The organism is Citrobacter sp. XY323, from assembly GCF_025106035.1.
In the GTDB taxonomy this organism is placed as follows: domain Bacteria; phylum Pseudomonadota; class Gammaproteobacteria; order Enterobacterales; family Enterobacteriaceae; genus Citrobacter; species Citrobacter braakii.
Genome location: NZ_JANYUK010000007.1, coordinates 75,637 through 92,795, shown reverse-complemented (window position 1 = coordinate 92,795; position 17,159 = coordinate 75,637). Strand labels below are relative to the sequence as shown.

Here is a 17,159-nt window from a genome sequence, read left to right as displayed (position 1 = left end):
GCAGAAAACAATCATAACGTAAGTGATTAAATGTTGCTGATTTGTTGGGTGATGGATTGTGTGGTTGGGAGGAGGGCGTGTAGGCCGGATAAGGCGCATCGCGCCACCATCCAGCATTGGTGTGATGGCGCTACGCTTATCAGGCCTACGAGGGGGTTATTTCTGCGCAGCCAGCGCTTCTTTCACCCAGCCATCAAACTGTTGCTGGTGGGCTTTGATCCAGCCGTCAACGTGACCCTGTACGTCGGCTTCAGATGCTTTCCCGTCGTGCATCATCGCGTTCTGCGCGTTGATATCCGCCAGCGGCAGCTTCATGACGGCAAACAGTTTCGCCGCAGCCGGGTTTTTCTCCGCCCAGGCTTTGTTGGCGACGATATGCATAGTGTTCACCGGGAAGCCGTAGTTGGCGCCGTTTGGCAGCTTGGTATCAATGTCTTTCTGCTCGCCTGGCAGGGAAGAGAACGGCACCTGCAGCCAGACCACATCTTTACCCGGTTTCATAACGTCGCTCACCCAGTACGGTGTCCAGGTGTAGTAAAGAATGGGTTTGCCTTCTTTAAAGCGGGTAATGGTGTCAGCCATCATCGCCGCATAGTTACCGTGGCTGACCTCGACGGTTTTTTCCAGATCGAAGGCTTTGTTCTGGTGGTTGATCACCGCTTCGCAGCCCCAGCCCGGCGAGCAGCCCATCATGTCTGCTTTTCCGTCGCCGTTGGTGTCAAAGATTTTGGCGATCTTCGGATCTTTTAACTGGGCAATGTTGGTGATTTTATACTGCTCAGCGGTTTTTTTATCGATCAGATAACCTTGCGCGGCACCCGTAACGAATACCCCCTCGCGATAGAACTTTTTGTCTCCGCCCGCTGCGGCATACATATCATCATGCAGCGGCTGCCAGTTCACAGCGGTAAAAGTTGCATCGCCAGAGGCAATGGAGGTATAGCCGACGTTGTAGTCAACTTCGCTTGTTTTGTTAACGGTATAACCCAGTTTCTCCAGCGCACGGGCGACCAGTTGCGTCTGGAAGGATTCTTCAGAGATAGTGCTCTGGATTGGCTGTACAGTGATGCCTTTGCCTGGCAGATCGGCAGCGAAAGTGCTGGTGGAGACAAGGGTGGCAAACGCTGTGGCAATAATGACGTTCTGTCGCATCGTTGTTCCTTAATTATTGGAGGGACGTATAGGCCCGGTAAGCAATGCGCCACCGGGCAACGGGTGAATTACTTCGTGAATGGGCGAGTGATAAGCCCAACGGGACCGGTGGTGTACCAGCGACGGTTACCACGGCTACGGGCGTCGCGACCGACAGCCTGCGTCAGGCGGTCGAGAATGATGGCGAGGATCACGATCCCAACCCCGCCGACGGTGGCAAGCCCCATATCCAGACGACCGATTCCGCGCAGAACCATCTGACCCAGTCCGCCGACGGCGATCATCGACGCGATGACGACCATTGAGAGCGCCAGCATCAGCGTCTGGTTGACCCCGGCCATAATGGTAGGCATCGCCAGCGGGAGCTGGACTTTAAACAGCATCTGACGCGGGCTGGCGCCAAATGAGCGCGAGGCTTCAATCAAGTCGGCTGGCACCTGGTTAATCCCCAGAATGGTCAGACGCACGATTGGCGGCAGGGCGAAGATAATCGTCACCACCACGCCCGGGACGTTGCCGATACCAAACAGCATGACGATCGGCACCAGATAGACGAACGCCGGTGTGGTTTGCATGGCGTCCAGCAGCGGACGAACAATTTTTGCCGCCCGTGGACTGCGCGCCAACCAGATCCCCATGGGTAGACCGATCACCACGCAGAACAGCAGCGCGGTTAGTACCAGCGCCAGGGTGATCATGGCCTGCGACCACGCGCCGATGGCCCCGATTGCAATCAATGAAATCAGCGTAGCAACGCCCATTCCAACGCCGGAAATCTGCCAGGCAATCAGAGCGAACAGGATAATCGCCACCGGGGCTGGCATACCCAACAGAAGCTGCTGGAAGCCGTTGAGAATATAATCCACCGGGACTCGAATGCCCTGGAAGACCGGACGGAAATGGGTAACGACCCAGTCGATCCCTTCTGTGACCCAGCTATCCAGCGGGATCAGCGTTTTATGGAACGGATCCATAATATTGAAATGCTCTGGCGCCGGCGCGGGTGCGCTGGTCAGCCAGTCTGCGCCACCGCCGTCAGCTGGCGCGCCTGATGGCGTACTCCAGGCATCGGCGGTTTGTGCGGCACTGTCGGCCGCTGGTGTGGTATCCCACGGATTGGTTTGATCAGCCATTGTTTGCCCCCTCACGATCTAAAGCCTGTAACAGCATGCGTTTTGAAATAATGCCCACATACTGCTGTTCCTCATCAACAACCGGCACCGCGCACGGGGCCTGGCCGACATGAGAAAGCAACTCGCTGAGAGGAGTTTGTGCATCCACGGCTAGCGGCTCATCGATCAATGCCGCTTCAATACCTTGCGCCTGACTTAATGCTGTTTTTAAAGAGTCGATAGAGACAACGCCGACGAATTTATTGCCGCGCTCGATCACGTAACCATATTCGCGATCTTTGTCCTGCAATAATTGCAGCGCTGAACGTGGACCGACCCCGGGCGTTTTACGAATTAAACCTTCAGGGCTACGACGTGAAATATCCTTGGCACTAAAGACCTGGCTAATATCAACGCCGCGGAAGAAGGTGCGTACATAATCATTGGCCGGATTATTCAGGATTTCATCTGGCGTGCCGACCTGGACCACTTCACCGTTTTGCATAATGGCAATTCTGTCGCCAATACGCATAGCTTCGTCGAGATCGTGGGAAATAAAGACCACGGTACGTTGATGTTTCGCCTGTAGTTTTACCAGTTCATCCTGCATCTCGGTACGAATTAACGGATCGAGGGCAGAAAAGGCCTCATCCATTAATAAGATGTCAGGGTTAATGGCTAATGCACGGGCGAGGCCCACACGCTGGCGCATCCCTCCGGAAAGTTCATCCGGGTATCCGTGAGCATAATTCTCCAGACCAACCTGGCGTAGCGCATCTAACGCTTTTTCACGACGTTCATCCGCGCCAACACCGGCTAATTCCATGCCGAATGCCGTATTGTCCAGGACCGTCATGTGCGGCATCAGGGCAAAGGACTGGAAAACCATCGCAATCTTTTTTCTGCGCACCTCGCGAAGCTCAGCATCGGATATCCGGGCGATGTCTACGCCGTCAATCAATACTTGCCCGCGGGTGGGTTCAATCAGGCGATTGAGAAGGCGTACCATTGTGGATTTACCCGAACCGGATAATCCCATGATGACAAATATCTCGCCTTCTTCAATGGCCAGACTGGCGTTCTTAACGCCAAGCGATAGCCCTGTTTTATCCAGAATCTGCTCTTTTGAAAGTCCTTTTTCAATATATTTGAAGGCTCTCTGCGGATGCTCTCCAAATATCTTATAGAGATTTTTAACTTCTAATTTAATTGCCATGCAATAGAATGATTCCTGTTATTTGTTTATATCGATATATTACCTGATGGAAATAGTGACCTTTTTCTACCCTAACATACTGAGAATCTGAGACAACCCTGAATTTGTTTGTGGCACGAATATTGCCGAAGGCCATGTGGCGGGACTTCCCGTGATATAAGGGCTGAGCGCGAATGTGAATGGGGTAATATTTTTTGTAAATGGCAATGAAAAGTCGCCTGAATTGCTGAAATGCAGGCGAATAATGCGTCTGATATTGAGTGTAGATCACACAATTATATTTGCACGACAAAAGTGTGATCCTGTTAAAATATTTCCGCGAAAAATGTACGGTATTTCCCGCGGAAATGAGTGCTAGAAATTCCAGTCGTCGTCTTCGGTTTCGACAGCTTTTCCCATCACGTATGATGAGCCGGAACCCGAGAAGAAATCGTGGTTTTCGTCAGCGTTGGGCGACAGCGCAGCAAGGATTGCCGGGTTAACCTCCGCCATTTCTGGCGGGAATAATGCCTCATACCCCAAATTCATTAATGCCTTATTGGCGTTGTAGCAAAGGAAGGCTTTGACGTCATCCACCCAGCCGGTTTGTGCATACAATTCTTCCGTATAACGCGCTTCGTTATCATACAATTCCATCAGCAGATCGAGGGCAAAATTCTTTAACTCCTCGCGTGCGGATTCAGAAATGTGCTCCAGACCTTTTTGATATTTATAACCAATGTAATACCCGTGAACGGCTTCATCACGAATGATCAGACGAATGAGATCGGCGGTATTGGTCAGTTTTCCGCGGCTGGAGAAATACATTGGCAACCAGAAGCCGGAATAGAACAGGAAGGATTCCAGAAATACGCTGGCAATTTTTTTCTTCAACGGTTCGTCGCTGGCGTAATGTGTCAAAATGATCTGTGCCTTGCGCTGGAGTGGGGTATTTTCTTCACTCCACGCGTAAGCCGCATCCACGTCTTTGGTCTGGCAAAGAGTGGAGAAAATTGAGCTGTACGAACGGGCGTGCACCGCTTCCATAAAGCTGATATTCGATAGCACCGCCTCTTCATGCGGCGTTAACGAATCGGCCATCAATGCTGGCGCACCGGCTATGTTCTGAATAGTGTCGAGCAGCGTCAGCCCGGTAAAAACGCGGATAGTCAGCTGCTGTTCGGCGGCGTTCAACGTTTGCCAGGCCGGGATATCGTTGGAGAGCGGGACCTTTTCCGGTAGCCAGAAGTTACTGGTCAGGCGATTCCAAACCTCGAGATCTTTATCATCCTCAATCTTGTTCCAGTTGATGGCACTCACGCGGGATAATGTCATGTTGTCCTCCTTACAGCGCGCATGACACGCAACCTTCGATTTCGGTTCCTTCCAGCGCCAACTGGCGTAGTCGGATGTAATACAGCGATTTGATGCCCTTACGCCAGGCGTAAATCTGCGCTTTGTTGATATCGCGAGTGGTGGCGGTATCGGGGAAAAAGAGCGTCAGTGAAAGCCCCTGATCGACATGCCGCGTTGCTTCAGCGTAGGTATCAATGATTTTTTGTGGACCAATCTCGTAGGCATCCTGATACAAGGCCAGATTCTCATTGGTCATAAACGGGGCAGGGTAGTAAACGCGCCCGGTTTTGCCCTCTTTGCGAATCTCCACTTTTGACACGATCGGGTGAATGCTTGATGTCGCATGGTTGATGTAGGAGATAGAACCCGTTGGCGGAACCGCTTGTAAATTCTGGTTATAAATGCCGTAGCGCATGACATCTTCACGCAGCTGCGACCACATTTCGCGCGTTGGCAGCGTAATGCCGCTGGCGGCAAACAGTGTGCGAACCTTGGCAGTTTTTGGCTGCCAGTCGCCCTGCAGATACTGGTTAAAATACTCACCGCTGGCGTAGCGGGACTGCCTGAATCCGGCAAAGGTTTTGCCGCGTTCCCGGGCGAGCTTCATCGACGTATTCAGCGCATGCCAGGTGATGGTGTAGAAATAGAGATTGGTGAAATCCAGCCCTTCAGGTGAGCCGTAGGCGATACCTTCCCGTGCCAGATACCCGTGCAGGTTCATCTGCCCAAGACCGATGGCGTGCGATGCGCTGTTCCCGGCCTCAATTGAGGGTACGCTGCGGATATGGCTCATGTCCGAAACGGCCGTTAAACCGCGAACCGCCGTTTCCACGGTGCGCCCAAAGTCTGGCGAATCCATGGTATGAGCGATATTCAACGAGCCGAGGTTGCAGGAGATATCGTGCCCTGTTTGTGCGTAATTGAGGTTTTCATCGTAGGTGGAAGCGCTGTTAACCTGCAAAATCTCCGAGCACAGGTTGCTCATATTGATACGACCGGCAATCGGATTGGCGCGATTCACCGTGTCTTCAAACATGATGTAAGGGTAGCCGGACTCGAACTGGATCTCGGCCAGTCGCTGGAAGAAATCGCGGGCGTTAATGTATTTTTTGCGCACTCGTTTGTCGGCAACCAGTTCGTCATACCGTTCAGTTACGGCGATATCACCGAATGGTTTGCCGTAAATGCGTTCCACGTCATACGGTGAAAACAGCGCCATTTGGGCATTTTCTTTGGCTAACTGGAAGGTGACATCCGGGATCACCACACCAAGCGAGAGCGTTTTGATACGGATCTTCTCGTCGGCGTTTTCACGTTTGGTATCGAGAAAACGCAAAATATCCGGATGATGCGCGTGCAGATACACCGCGCCCGCACCCTGACGCGCCCCTAATTGATTCGCATAAGAAAACGCATCCTCCAGCATTTTCATTACCGGGATCACCCCAGAGGACTGGTTCTCAATGCGCTTAATGGGCGCACCTGCCTCACGCAGGTTAGAGAGCAAAAATGCCACGCCGCCGCCGCGTTTGGAGAGTTGCAGCGCCGAGTTGACCGCCCGTCCAATTGACTCCATGTTGTCTTCAATGCGTAACAGGAAGCAGGAAACCAGCTCGCCGCGTTGCTGTTTACCGCAGTTTAAAAAGGTTGGCGTGGCGGGTTGAAAACGCCCGGAGAGCATTTCATCGGTCAGTTGCAGAGCGAGCGCTTCATCGCCCTGCGCCAGCGTGAGCGCCACCATCGTTACGCGATCCTCAAAGTCTTCGAGATAGCGCTTCCCGTCGAACGTTTTCAGCGTATAGCTGGTGTAGAACTTCCATGCGCCGAGGAACGTCTGGAAACGGAATCCGCTGGCGTGGGCGTGGGCGAATAGCTTCAGCACAAACGCGCGATCGTAGCGGGCTAACACGCTGGCATCGTAATAGCCTTCATCCACCAACGTGTCCAGACGCGCCTGCTGGCTGGCAAACGCCACCGAGTTGGGGCGGACGTGGGCGGTAAAGAATGCTTCCACCGCCTGATGGTCTTTGTCGAACTGAATGCGCCCGGCCTTATCGTACAGATTCAGCATGGCGTTCAGGGCGTGATAATCCAGCGTCTGCTGTTCTACACGTTCTGCGGTTGTCGTTGCCAAAATTCGCTCACTCCTTTTTGCACGTTGTCGATATCGCTTTGGGTGCCCATCAGCTCAAAGCGATAGAGCCACGGCACGCCGCATTTTTGTGAGATGACATCACCCGCGCGACCGTAGGCATCCCCGAAATTGCGATTGCCGGAGGCGATCACTCCACGGATTAACGCCCGGTTGTGCGTATCGTTTAAAAAGCGGATCACCTGTCTCGGGACCGCGCCAGCTGTACCGCCGCCACCGTAGGAGGGCACGATTAAAATGTAAGGTTCGTCTACCCGGATCCGCTCGCGTTCGTTAAGCGGAATGCGGATGGCAGGCAGCCCCAGACGCTGCATGAAGCGGTGCGTATTTTCGGAGCTGCTGGAAAAGTAGACGAGCTGACTCATGCGCTGGCCACTTGAGGAGCCGGGCGCAGACGGTTGATCATGTCCGGGCGAAATCCTGACCAACTGGTTTCCCCTGCGACCACGACCGGTAACTGACGAAAGCCTTGATCGCGCAGGCGATCAGCCATATCGGGGTGTAAATCGACGTTTACCATCTCAAAGTCAAACCCGCGGCTTTCCATCGCCCGCTTAGTGGCGTGGCACTGAACACAGTTGTTACGAGTGTAAATAACAATGCGCATGATTCGTATTTCCATCTAAAAGTAAGAGAATGACGCGATAGAGGGCGTCAGGTTGTGTGTGTCTTGATAGAGAAGATACTAGATGTAGTTTTAAAAAGATTCAACCATACAAGATATGGTAATTTTAGATTGATGAGGGCATGGGTGATGAGCGTGACGGAGGAAGTTATAGGAACTATGGCAGGTTGCCGGATGGCGTTTATGTCGCCATCCGGCGGCGCAGAATCACATGCGCATCCCTACCGCCAGACGGTTAAAGCAGTTCATCAGGCTAATAGCAAACGTCAGATCGCTAATCTCTTTCGCGCTAAAATGGTTGAGCAGCGGCAGATAAACGTCATCTTCAGCATGGGTGCTGGCTATATGGGTGACGGATTCGGCCCACGCCAGCGCCGCACGCTCCTGCTCGCTGAAGTGATGACTCACCCGCCAGCCTGCCAGCGCGTCCAGTTTGGCCTGCGCAACACCGGATTTGCGCAGCGCCTTACTGTGCATTTCCAGGCAAAAGGCGCAGCCGTTGATTTGCGAGACTCGCAGGTAAATCAGTTCCGTCAGCGTAGGTTCCAGCGCGCAGTTTTCCAGCGCTTTGCTGGCCTGAACCAAAGCGTTATAGATTTCAGGACTGAGTTCATAATAGGGCTGGCGTAACATTGTCATGGTATTTCTCCTCGTTTGGATGACCCGCAATGTAGCACTATAATGGACTGCTACAGAGAGCCATATTGTTGCCAAAAAAGCAGACCATAAATGCCACGCTATCAGCAAATCGCCCGTCAGTTAAAAAACGCCATTGAGAAAGGTGAACTAAAGCCAGGCACAAGATTACCCTCCAGTCGGACCTGGGCCCAGGAGCTGGGGGTATCACGTTCGACGGTGGAAAATGCCTATGCAGATCTGGTGGCGCAGGGCTGGCTCGCGCGACGCGGGCAGGCAGGAACATTTGTCAGTGAGCAACTGCGACCGGAAAACGCACCTGTGTCTCCCGCCATCTTCGCCGGAGAAAACCCCAGGCCGCAGCCTTTTCAGATGGGATTACCCGCACTCGATCTCTTCCCGCGGGACGTCTGGGCGCGGGTGATGGGGCGGCGTTTACGCACCCAAACGCGTTTTGACCTGGCCGTGGGCGATGTTTGCGGCGAACGGGTTTTACGTCAGGCGATTGTCGATTACCTGCGCGTCTCACGCAGTATTGAGTGCCAGCCGGAGCAGATTTTTATTACTTCAGGCTACGCGGCATCAATGACGTTAATCCTGCGCGCTCTGTCTCAACCCGGTGAGGGGATGTGGGTCGAAGATCCTGGCTTTCCGTTGATTCACCCCGTGGTGGCTCAGGAACGCATTGAGCTGATGCCGGTGTCGGTTGATGCCGATGGCCTGGATGTCTGCGCTGGGATCCGTGACTACCCGCAGGCGCGTTTTGTGCTGCTCACACCCGCACACCAAAGTCCGCTGGGCGTCGCCCTGTCATTAGACCGTCGCCACCAACTGCTTGAATGGGCGACTCGGGCGCAGGCGTGTATCATTGAAGATGATTACGACAGTGAATTTCGCTACCACGGTAAACCGTTGCCGCCGCTAAAAAGTCTGGATGCGCCCCAGCGGGTGATTTATGCCGGAACGTTCAGCAAATCGATGTTTCCGGCTTTGCGCACGGCATGGCTGGTGGTACCCCTGACTCAGGTCGAACATTTTCGTCAGCAGGCGGCGCTAACGGCCTGTAGCGTTCCGGTTTTATGGCAGCAAACGCTGGCGGATTTTATGCAAGATGGCCACTTCTGGCGGCACTTAAAACGTATGCGCCAGAATTATGCCCTGCGACGTCAATGGATGGAAAACGCGCTGAGCGAACAAGGATTTAACGTCATTCCTCAGGAAGGAGGGATTCAGCTGGTGATAACTGTCGACGGAGATGATGTTGCGCTAGTGCGCAAAGCGAATCAGGCCGGGCTGGCGGTTCAGGCGTTAAGCCGCTGGCGAATAACTTCAGCAGGAAAGGGGGGAATATTGTTGTCGTTTACTAACATCAGCTCGGTGGAAATGGCGCAGCAGGCGGCGTATCAACTGCGGATGTCGCTGACATAATTCTGCGCGGTTCTTAAGATATTCGTCCCACCATCGCCACTCGTTTATGGACTTTTCTGAAAGCGTTGCTAATGCTGAATCAGGTAAGGTAAGCCCGCAGTAAAAAAGATAACGAGGAAAATATATGTATTTACGACCTGATGAGGTGGCGCGCGTACTTGAAAAAGTGGGCTTTACCGTCGATGTAGTGACGCAAAAAACGTACGGCTATCGTCGTGGCGAAAATTATGTGTACGTTAACCGTGAAGCACGTATGGGACGTACCGCATTAGTTATCCATCCCACGCTAAAAGAGCGCAGCTCTTCGCTGGCGGAACCTGCGACGGATATTAAAACCTGCGATCACTACCAGCAATTCCCGCTATATTTAGCCGGAGAGACTCACGAACATTATGGTATTCCGCACGGCTTCAGTTCGCGAATTGCGCTTGAGCGTTATCTGAGTGGGTTGTTTGGCGACGTTAGTTCAAACTAATAATGCGACTGGCAGGGCCAGTCGCGAAGAGATCTGTCAGGCTTTAGCCTGATGATAGCTGCTGACCTTAAACAGGCGGCGGCAATAATCAAGAAAGTAGCCATAGACCGCGCCCATTAGCATTGATACCACGATGTTCGAACTTACTGCAGCCGTAATCTGGTGCCAGTCGGCGCCAACCGTCAAAAGAATAATCACATACACTGGTGACTGGAAGGTAACATAAGCCAGCACGTCCGCCAGGTTTTTCCCCCATCCTGCTTGCGTGGCTTTACGCGCCGCGCGCATAAACAAATCGCGATACATGCCGTATGGCCACGCGATCAGGATGTTGACGGGGATAGCCACCAGTCTGGAGTACAGAGACTGTTCGAAGCTCATTCCTGAAAGGAATATTTCGATCAACATGTTCACGACAGAACAATAAACAACCATCGCGAACGTGTCTGCTACTGCATGACGCAAGCGTGACTGCGGAGAGAACATGTTAATGCTCCTTGTAAAAAGGGAAAAAAAGGTTTTGAATACCTTCTTGCTAGTGATTTGTCTTGCTGCTTTCGCGTTTGAATAGGATATCTGCCTGGATAATAACTAGCAACTAGCTTAAAATTTTTATTTATTACCTTTTTGTCGATAAAATGCTCTGCAATGGTTTGTTTTTTGTTCGTTTTGGTATTTTCGTTGCTGATTTAATTAAAGGCATTTTAGATCAATGGGTTATGGAAATTTGTTTTTCTGAATTTTTTGCGCTCCTTTTCTCAATGTTGACTAATGTGCAATATGTATACGCACCGGCTCCGCGTGATGTTGTGGCCTGTTTCTCGAGTGATACCCTGAGACTCCTTGCAGGTATATTTATAGCGACTAGCAGAGGAATAGAATATATCGCATAGGCGATATCAAAATGGATGCTATAAATACACGAATTAGCTTTTTTGATTAGTAATATGCGAATAAATTAGACTGGAAATATAATAAGCAGTTGCATACAATATTTAGTGTAATACCGTTTTTATGTTTTACGTTAAAGAGGTTTTGTTAATATGAGTTCAATGTTAAAAAACTTAAATAATATCCGCTCGTTGCGTGCAATGGCTCGTGAATTTTCCGTTGATGTGCTGGAAGATATGCTTGAAAAATTCAGGGTAGTGACCAAAGAACGCCGCGATGAAGAAGAACAACTACAGCGCCAACGTGCAGAACAGCAGGAAAAAATTAATACTTTGCTGGCGCTGATGCAGGCAGACGGGATCAATCCGGAAGAGCTGCTGAGCATGACGCCTGCGATGGCAGGTTCAGTTAAAAAACGTCAGCCGCGCCCGGCGAAATATCGTTTTACCGATCTCAATGGTGAAACAAAAACATGGACCGGACAGGGTCGCACACCGAAGCCAATTGCCCAGGCACTGGCTGCCGGTAAATCTCTTGATGACTTTTTGATCTGATTATTAATGCGGTGAGGGCGACCTCACCGCTTATTTTCAGCAAACGCCAAAATCACCCTCTTCGGTATATCGCGTCACGTCAGCTGCTTTTAGCGTGAATTTTTCGCCGCTTTCATTACTGGCGTGTACCGCCACAATGTGATCGCCATTGACTTCGACAACTTTCAGTTTAGGTCCACCCATGCGTGGTTGAACCAGATCGCCAGGTTTAAACATATTGCTCTCCTTTATTTATCGCAGAACTCACCATAGATCACGTCAATCAGCGGGTACAGCGCAGTTTCAATGATTACCGCTTAATGAGTACGTCGGTTCCAGGGCATGATATCCAGCAATCGCGCCATGCCGCAAAAGCCGGTCACGCCAGCGAGTATTAGCCCGGCGCCCACAAAACCGCTCAGCAGGAAGAAGGCGCTGCTAACGGTGTAGCCCAGAATGACGCCGAGTAAGGCAAGGCTGCCGGCGGCTATCTGCACCTGGCGCATCAGCGGTAACGGTTGTGAACGATCTTTTGCCACCGGAAAACCTGCGGCTTTCCAGCCGTCAATACCACCTTCCAACAACCAGACCTGCGCAGGCGCGGCAATAGCGTTCAGTTTTGTCGCCGCGTTTTGTGTACGTTTGCCTGACTGGCAGTGAAAAATCACCTGCCCGGCGCGTAAATTCGCAGGCAGCGATCCCTGCTCTAGCGTAGGTAATGGCGCCAGATGCGCCTCCGGAATATGCTCGTACTGATACTCGTCAGCATCGCGGATATCAATCAGTTTTGCGCCTTGTGCGACCAGCGTCTGCGCCTCGCGCGGGGAAATCGTCCCAATGGTCATGATGGCTCCTTATGGGCAATACAGTGTTTTTAATGTGGCGATCAGTGAATTCACGGCCGCATTTTTGATGGAGTACAGGATGCGCTGGGCATCGCGTTGGCTGTCTATCAGGCCCTCTTCACGCATACGCGCCAGATGCTGCGAAGTGGCGGAAGGACTCAGGCCGGTAACACGGGCTAATTCGCCCGCGCTGGTACCGGGTGAGCCGCAGAGCATGCACAAAATCAGCAACCTTTTCGGGTTACTCATCGCTTTTAGCAGGGCGGCAGCCTGCTCAGCGCTGGCCTGGAGTTGTTCAAGTTCAGTCATATGTATTTAAGCATTTTCTAAATTAAGATTATTCTAAAATAATCGGTCAACGTACGCCAGCGTAAAGAGCGTAAAGGAGGGTAAAACAGCAGGGGAAGGCTGGCAGAGTTAGGTACACTGACTATGCTTAGAGATAAAATCTCTTTTTAAACAATGAGTAACTTTTTGCTTGTATGGAGTGTGTATGGGTTTCTGGAGAATCGTTTTTACTATTATTCTGCCCCCGCTTGGCGTGCTGCTGGGGAAGGGGTTCGGCTGGGCATTTATCCTCAATATTGTTCTGACGCTGCTGGGCTACATCCCGGGTCTGATCCACGCCTTCTGGATACAAACGCGTAACTAATTACCCTTCTACTACGGCGCTTCTTTCTCCTCTGCTACACTTCCTGGTGTTGATTGTTAACTACCGAGGTGGATATGGGACTCTTTAATTTTGTAAAAGATGCGGGTGAAAAACTGTGGGATGCGGTTACAGGCAACCATGACACTGCCGATCTGGCAAAAAAGGTACAGGAACACCTGAACAAAACGGGCATCCCGGATGCGGATAAAGTGAACGTCCAAATTAACGAAGGTAAAGCCACCGTTTCTGGCGATGGATTAAGTCAGGAAGCGAAAGAAAAAATCCTGATTGCGATTGGCAATATCTCTGGTATTGCCAGCGTCGACGATCAGGTAAAAACTTCTGCGCCGGCGAGTGAAAGCCAGTTTTATACCGTAAAATCAGGAGATACCCTGAGCGCTATTGCCAAACAGGTATACGGTAACGCCAACCTGTATAACCAGATATTTGAAGCGAATAAACCGATGCTGAAAAGCCCGGATAAAATTTATCCGGGGCAGGTTTTGCGTATTCCAGAACAATAAGAATGTTCAGGCTTATTGCGTCAGCAATTTGCCGGACATCGCTTGTTGAATAATCGGAATGGGCGTCAGCAGGTGCTGGCGCATTAATTCGCTGGCACGTGTGGCATCGCGTGCCAGAATTGCTTCGGTCAGGGTTTGGTGCTGATCGTGTTTATCTTCCAACATCTCCACCGACAGCACCGTCTTTCGCAGCCAGATAAACCGGTAGCGCGCCGCCAAATCGAATAGCCGTTCGCGCATTTGCAGCAGATACTGTGAACCGCAGCCAGCGACAATTGCCGAGTGAAAAGCCTGATGGCGCTGATCCCACTCGTCGAGCATCTGTTCACTGGCGTCAACGGCTTCAAGCTTGCCGAGCATATGCGCCCGCGCCAGAATTTCAGCTTCCCAGGCGTCGTCGCCGCGTTCAATGGCCAGCGCGACCAGCATGGCTTCCATATTGGCGCGGGCATCGAAAATATCGAGCAACTCCTGTTCGGACATTGGGGCGACACGATACCCTTTCTGATTGACCACCGTGACCAGCCGCTCGGCAACCAACTGCGAAAGCGCTTCGCGTAGCGGTCCCACGCCAAGCTCATAGCGTGAGGTCAGCAGGCTCATACGCAGTTTTTCATCAGGCTGATACACACCGCGGATGATGTCGTTTTTCAGCCAGCGGTATCCATCAATGGCCGTCGGTTGGGGAATGGCGGTCATGGTCTTACTCCTGAACGGTTTTCCCGGCCTGCGCCGGGAAAAGGTTTAATGCGTATTTTGCAACGGTGCTTTTTGCCACGATAGCAGTTTTTTCCAGCGTGACATAATAGGCACGGTGCAAATAATTCCTATGGCTAACAACCCGGTAGAGATAACTTCCAGTTGTTGAGCCGGGCGAAAGAGCATCACCACCAACACAAAGATAATAAAGGCGATTACCAGCCAGGTAAGCCACGGATAGAGCCACATTTTCAGTTTAATTTCACCGCCTCGCGCCAGCAGGATTTTGCGCATCCGCAGTTGGGAAATTGCAATCACCAAATAAACCAGCAGGGCGATGGCACCGGAGCTGTCGATCAGGAATTTGAACACCTTGGCCGGGGCGTAATAGTTGACCACCACGGTGAGGAACGCGGCACCCGTAGACAGCAGCACCGCCACATAAGGCGTTTTACTCCGGTTCGTTTTACCCATAAAGGCGGGAGCATCGCCACGACGGCTCAGGGAGTAAAGCATACGCGAGGACGTATACAGCGCGGAGTTCAGACAACTGGTTACCGACAGTAATATGACACAGTCCATGATCAGCTTCGCGTGTGGAATATGCAGTAACTCCAGCACCGAGCGATAAGAGCCCACCTCTTTCAGTCCCGGCATGTTCCACGGAATCAGCGCGACGACCACGAAAATAGAGCACAGATAGAAGATGGAGATACGCCAGATAACCGAGTTGGTGGCGCGGACGATGTGCTTATCCGGGGTGTCGGACTCGGCGGCGGCGATGGTAACAATCTCTGCGCCCATAAAGGAGAACATGGTGATTAGCATCGCGCTGATCACCGCGCCAAAACCGTTGGGCATGAAGCCGCCCTGATCCCACAGGCGCGAAACTCCGCTGACCTCGGCATAGGGATAGAAACCGCTAATCGCCACCGCGCCGAGAGTGATAAACGCCAGAATGGCAATCACTTTGCACAGCGCCAGCCAGAACTCGAACTCACCGTAATTTTTGACGCTCAGCAAATTACTGCCGGTTAATGCCAACGTGATAACCAGAGAAAACAGCCAGATAGGAATGCCTGGAACCCAGGAGTGCAGAATGATGGCGGCGATATTCGCTTCCAGCGGGATAACCAACACCCAGAACCACCAGTACAGCCAGCCGATGGTATAACCCGCCCACGGCCCGATGGCCTTATCGGCGTAGGTGGAAAAGGAACCGGTATCCGGGGTGGCAACGGCCATTTCGGCCAGCATGCGCATAATCATCACCACCAGCAATCCGGCGAACAGATAGGCCAGTAATACTGCGGGACCGGCTTCTGCAATCGCCACGCTTGAACCCACAAACAAACTTGCGCCGATAACCCCGGCAATAGACAGCATGGTGACGTGGCGTGATTTCAGCCCGCCCCCTAAATCATGTGATTGTGACACTTGCCCCATCTTTTAAACCTCTCGAAAGTATTTCACTTGGGAGAGCACCCCGGCATTCCCGCGCCGGGGCACGCGTATTATTGTTATTGACCCTGTCTGCCGGATGGCGGCTCCGCCTTATCCGGCCTGTGGATTGCGTTTTTTATTGGTCGAATGCGGTGTTAACCCTGCTTCGCTTCGGCAAAACACTGAGCGATAATGTCCAGCCCCTGGCGGATTTGGGCATCTTCAATGGTCAGTGGGACAAGAATGCGCAGTACGTTGTAGTAAGGTCCGCAGGAGAGCAGGATCAGCCCTTTATCGCGCGCACGCGCGACGATTTCCGCGGTCAGTTTGGCGTCTGGTTTCGTGTGATCGCCGTCTTCAAACAGTTCGATTGCGATCATCGCTCCCAGCCCGCGTACATCGCCAATCTCGCGGTGGGTTTCCGCGATAGCCAGCAGGCCTTCGCGCAGGGTTTGCCCCAGCTCGTTGGCTTTTTGCAGCAGATTTTCCTGTTCGAAAATATTCAGTACCGCCAGTGCGGCGGCACAGGCAATCGGGTTACCGGCATAGGTACCGCCCAGACCGCCCGGTGGGATTGCGTCCATGACTTCGGCGCGTCCGGTCACTCCCGCCAGCGGGAAGCCACCGGCGATAGATTTGGCGAAGGTGGTGAGATCGGGCGCAACGCCCATCTGCTCCATAGCGAACAGCGTACCGGTACGGCCCGCGCCGCTCTGTACTTCATCGGCAATCAGCATGATGCCGTGCTCGTCACAAATGGCGCGCAGACGTTGCATAAAAGCAGGAGAGGCGGCGTAAAAACCACCTTCGCCCTGGACGGGCTCAATCACGATGGCGGCAACATCTTCCGGAGCGGCATCATTTTTGAAGATACGGTGAATGCTGGCGATAGCATCGTCTTCACTGATGCCGTGCAGCGGGCAAGGATAAAGCGCACGGTACACGTGGCCCGGCATCAGTCCCATTCCTGCAGAGTACGGGTTTACTTTCCCGGTCAGCGACAGGGTGTAGTGGGTTCGACCGTGGTAAGCGCCGCTGAAGGCGATAGTGCCGGTTCGTTTGGTGGCGGCGCGGGCGATTTTCACCGCGTTTTCCACCGCTTCCGAGCCGGTTGTCACCAGCAGGGTTTTTTTGGCGAAATCGCCCGGCACTTTCTTATTCATGATTTCGCACAGCTCCAGGTACGGCTCATAGGCCAGCACCTGGAAACAGGTATGGGACAGCTTTTTCAACTGTGCTTCTACCGCAGAGACGATCTGCGGGTGCAGGTGGCCGGTGTTCAGCACCGCAATACCGCCAGCAAAATCGAGGAATTCACGGCCTTCAACGTCCCAGACTCGACAGTTTTCTGCACGCTCGGCAAAAATAGGGTGGATTTGTCCTACGCCACGGGGAACGGCGTTGCTGCGACGTTGCATAAGTTCTTTGTTGGTGCTCATCA

General features: G+C 52.5%; 20 protein-coding genes. 5 read left to right on the top strand and 15 right to left on the bottom strand.

Annotation, left to right across the window (positions count from 1 at the left end; translation table 11 throughout):
* Positions 1-156: 156 nt before the first annotated feature.
* The 8 genes from proX to N0B36_RS12325 form a co-directional block, all read right to left on the bottom strand.
* Positions 157-1,152: a glycine betaine/L-proline ABC transporter substrate-binding protein ProX gene (gene proX / locus N0B36_RS12360; RefSeq protein WP_016154154.1), complete on the bottom strand. Its 996-nt coding sequence runs from the start codon at positions 1,150-1,152 to the stop codon at positions 157-159.
* Between the two features lie 68 nt (positions 1,153-1,220).
* Positions 1,221-2,285: a glycine betaine/L-proline ABC transporter permease ProW gene (gene proW, locus N0B36_RS12355; protein WP_016157302.1), complete on the bottom strand. Its 1,065-nt coding sequence runs from the start codon at positions 2,283-2,285 to the stop codon at positions 1,221-1,223.
* Complete coding sequence (gene proV / locus N0B36_RS12350; protein WP_016157301.1) at positions 2,278-3,480, bottom strand: glycine betaine/L-proline ABC transporter ATP-binding protein ProV; 1,203 nt, start codon at positions 3,478-3,480, stop codon at positions 2,278-2,280. The genes proW and proV overlap by 8 nt, the downstream gene beginning before the upstream one ends.
* A 354-nt stretch (positions 3,481-3,834) precedes the next feature.
* Positions 3,835-4,794: a class 1b ribonucleoside-diphosphate reductase subunit beta gene (gene nrdF, locus N0B36_RS12345; protein ID WP_047499461.1), complete on the bottom strand. Its 960-nt coding sequence runs from the start codon at positions 4,792-4,794 to the stop codon at positions 3,835-3,837.
* Positions 4,795-4,804: 10 nt separating this feature from the next.
* Positions 4,805-6,949, bottom strand: a complete 2,145-nt coding sequence (gene nrdE, locus N0B36_RS12340) for a class 1b ribonucleoside-diphosphate reductase subunit alpha (RefSeq protein WP_047358818.1) — start codon at positions 6,947-6,949, stop codon at positions 4,805-4,807.
* On the bottom strand, positions 6,922-7,332 hold the full coding sequence (gene nrdI, locus N0B36_RS12335) for a class Ib ribonucleoside-diphosphate reductase assembly flavoprotein NrdI (protein WP_016157298.1): 411 nt from the start codon (positions 7,330-7,332) through the stop codon (positions 6,922-6,924). The genes nrdE and nrdI overlap by 28 nt, the downstream gene beginning before the upstream one ends.
* Positions 7,329-7,574 carry a glutaredoxin-like protein NrdH gene (gene nrdH, locus N0B36_RS12330; protein ID WP_016157297.1) on the bottom strand — a complete coding sequence of 82 codons (246 nt, stop codon included), beginning with the start codon at positions 7,572-7,574 and terminating at the stop codon, positions 7,329-7,331. The genes nrdI and nrdH overlap by 4 nt, the downstream gene beginning before the upstream one ends.
* A 225-nt stretch (positions 7,575-7,799) precedes the next feature.
* The gene (locus N0B36_RS12325; protein ID WP_131346641.1) at positions 7,800-8,231 is read right to left on the bottom strand and encodes a carboxymuconolactone decarboxylase family protein; all 432 of its coding nucleotides are present in this window, start codon (positions 8,229-8,231) and stop codon (positions 7,800-7,802) included.
* 90 nt (positions 8,232-8,321) lie between these two features.
* Here N0B36_RS12325 and N0B36_RS12320 point away from each other — a divergent pair, with 90 nt between their 5' ends.
* The gene (locus N0B36_RS12320) at positions 8,322-9,656 is read left to right on the top strand and encodes a PLP-dependent aminotransferase family protein (RefSeq protein WP_259688201.1); all 1,335 of its coding nucleotides are present in this window, start codon (positions 8,322-8,324) and stop codon (positions 9,654-9,656) included.
* 124 nt (positions 9,657-9,780) lie between these two features.
* Positions 9,781-10,131, top strand: coding sequence for a DUF2002 family protein (locus N0B36_RS12315; protein WP_016154145.1), 351 nt, complete (start codon positions 9,781-9,783; stop codon positions 10,129-10,131).
* A 36-nt stretch (positions 10,132-10,167) separates the two neighbouring features.
* Here N0B36_RS12315 and alaE read toward each other — a convergent pair whose 3' ends face one another.
* Positions 10,168-10,617, bottom strand: a complete 450-nt coding sequence (gene alaE, locus N0B36_RS12310) for an L-alanine exporter AlaE (RefSeq protein ID WP_016154144.1) — start codon at positions 10,615-10,617, stop codon at positions 10,168-10,170.
* 557 nt (positions 10,618-11,174) lie between these two features.
* On the opposite strand from alaE, the gene stpA reads away from it, so the two are divergent.
* On the top strand, positions 11,175-11,576 hold the full coding sequence (gene stpA / locus N0B36_RS12305) for a DNA-binding protein StpA (RefSeq protein ID WP_153690102.1): 402 nt from the start codon (positions 11,175-11,177) through the stop codon (positions 11,574-11,576).
* Between the two features lie 36 nt (positions 11,577-11,612).
* On the opposite strand, the gene N0B36_RS12300 is transcribed toward stpA, so the two are convergent.
* The 3 genes from N0B36_RS12300 to N0B36_RS12290 all read right to left on the bottom strand — a co-directional run bounded on the left by N0B36_RS12300 (position 11,613) and on the right by N0B36_RS12290 (position 12,709).
* The gene (locus N0B36_RS12300; RefSeq protein ID WP_016154141.1) at positions 11,613-11,792 is read right to left on the bottom strand and encodes a hypothetical protein; all 180 of its coding nucleotides are present in this window, start codon (positions 11,790-11,792) and stop codon (positions 11,613-11,615) included.
* Positions 11,793-11,872: 80 nt separating this feature from the next.
* Positions 11,873-12,400: a rhodanese family protein gene (locus tag N0B36_RS12295; protein ID WP_200108253.1), complete on the bottom strand. Its 528-nt coding sequence runs from the start codon at positions 12,398-12,400 to the stop codon at positions 11,873-11,875.
* 9 nt (positions 12,401-12,409) lie between these two features.
* Positions 12,410-12,709, bottom strand: coding sequence for a helix-turn-helix transcriptional regulator (locus N0B36_RS12290; RefSeq protein ID WP_016154139.1), 300 nt, complete (start codon positions 12,707-12,709; stop codon positions 12,410-12,412).
* Between the two features lie 184 nt (positions 12,710-12,893).
* Between N0B36_RS12290 and N0B36_RS12285 the strand changes: the two genes are divergently transcribed.
* Both N0B36_RS12285 and lysM read left to right on the top strand, forming a co-directional pair.
* Positions 12,894-13,052: a YqaE/Pmp3 family membrane protein gene (locus tag N0B36_RS12285; protein ID WP_003037242.1), complete on the top strand. Its 159-nt coding sequence runs from the start codon at positions 12,894-12,896 to the stop codon at positions 13,050-13,052.
* Positions 13,053-13,126: 74 nt separating this feature from the next.
* Positions 13,127-13,576 carry a peptidoglycan-binding protein LysM gene (gene lysM / locus N0B36_RS12280; protein WP_016154138.1) on the top strand — a complete coding sequence of 150 codons (450 nt, stop codon included), beginning with the start codon at positions 13,127-13,129 and terminating at the stop codon, positions 13,574-13,576.
* Positions 13,577-13,588: 12 nt separating this feature from the next.
* On the opposite strand, the gene csiR is transcribed toward lysM, so the two are convergent.
* The 3 genes from csiR to gabT form a co-directional block, all read right to left on the bottom strand.
* Positions 13,589-14,275 carry a DNA-binding transcriptional regulator CsiR gene (gene csiR, locus N0B36_RS12275; protein WP_259688200.1) on the bottom strand — a complete coding sequence of 229 codons (687 nt, stop codon included), beginning with the start codon at positions 14,273-14,275 and terminating at the stop codon, positions 13,589-13,591.
* Positions 14,276-14,320: 45 nt separating this feature from the next.
* Complete coding sequence (gene gabP / locus N0B36_RS12270; RefSeq protein WP_016154136.1) at positions 14,321-15,721, bottom strand: GABA permease; 1,401 nt, start codon at positions 15,719-15,721, stop codon at positions 14,321-14,323.
* Positions 15,722-15,873: 152 nt separating this feature from the next.
* Entirely contained in the window at positions 15,874-17,157 is a 1,284-nt protein-coding gene (gabT, locus tag N0B36_RS12265) for a 4-aminobutyrate--2-oxoglutarate transaminase (RefSeq protein ID WP_101700153.1), read from the bottom strand.
* Between the last annotated feature and the right edge of the window lie 2 nt (positions 17,158-17,159).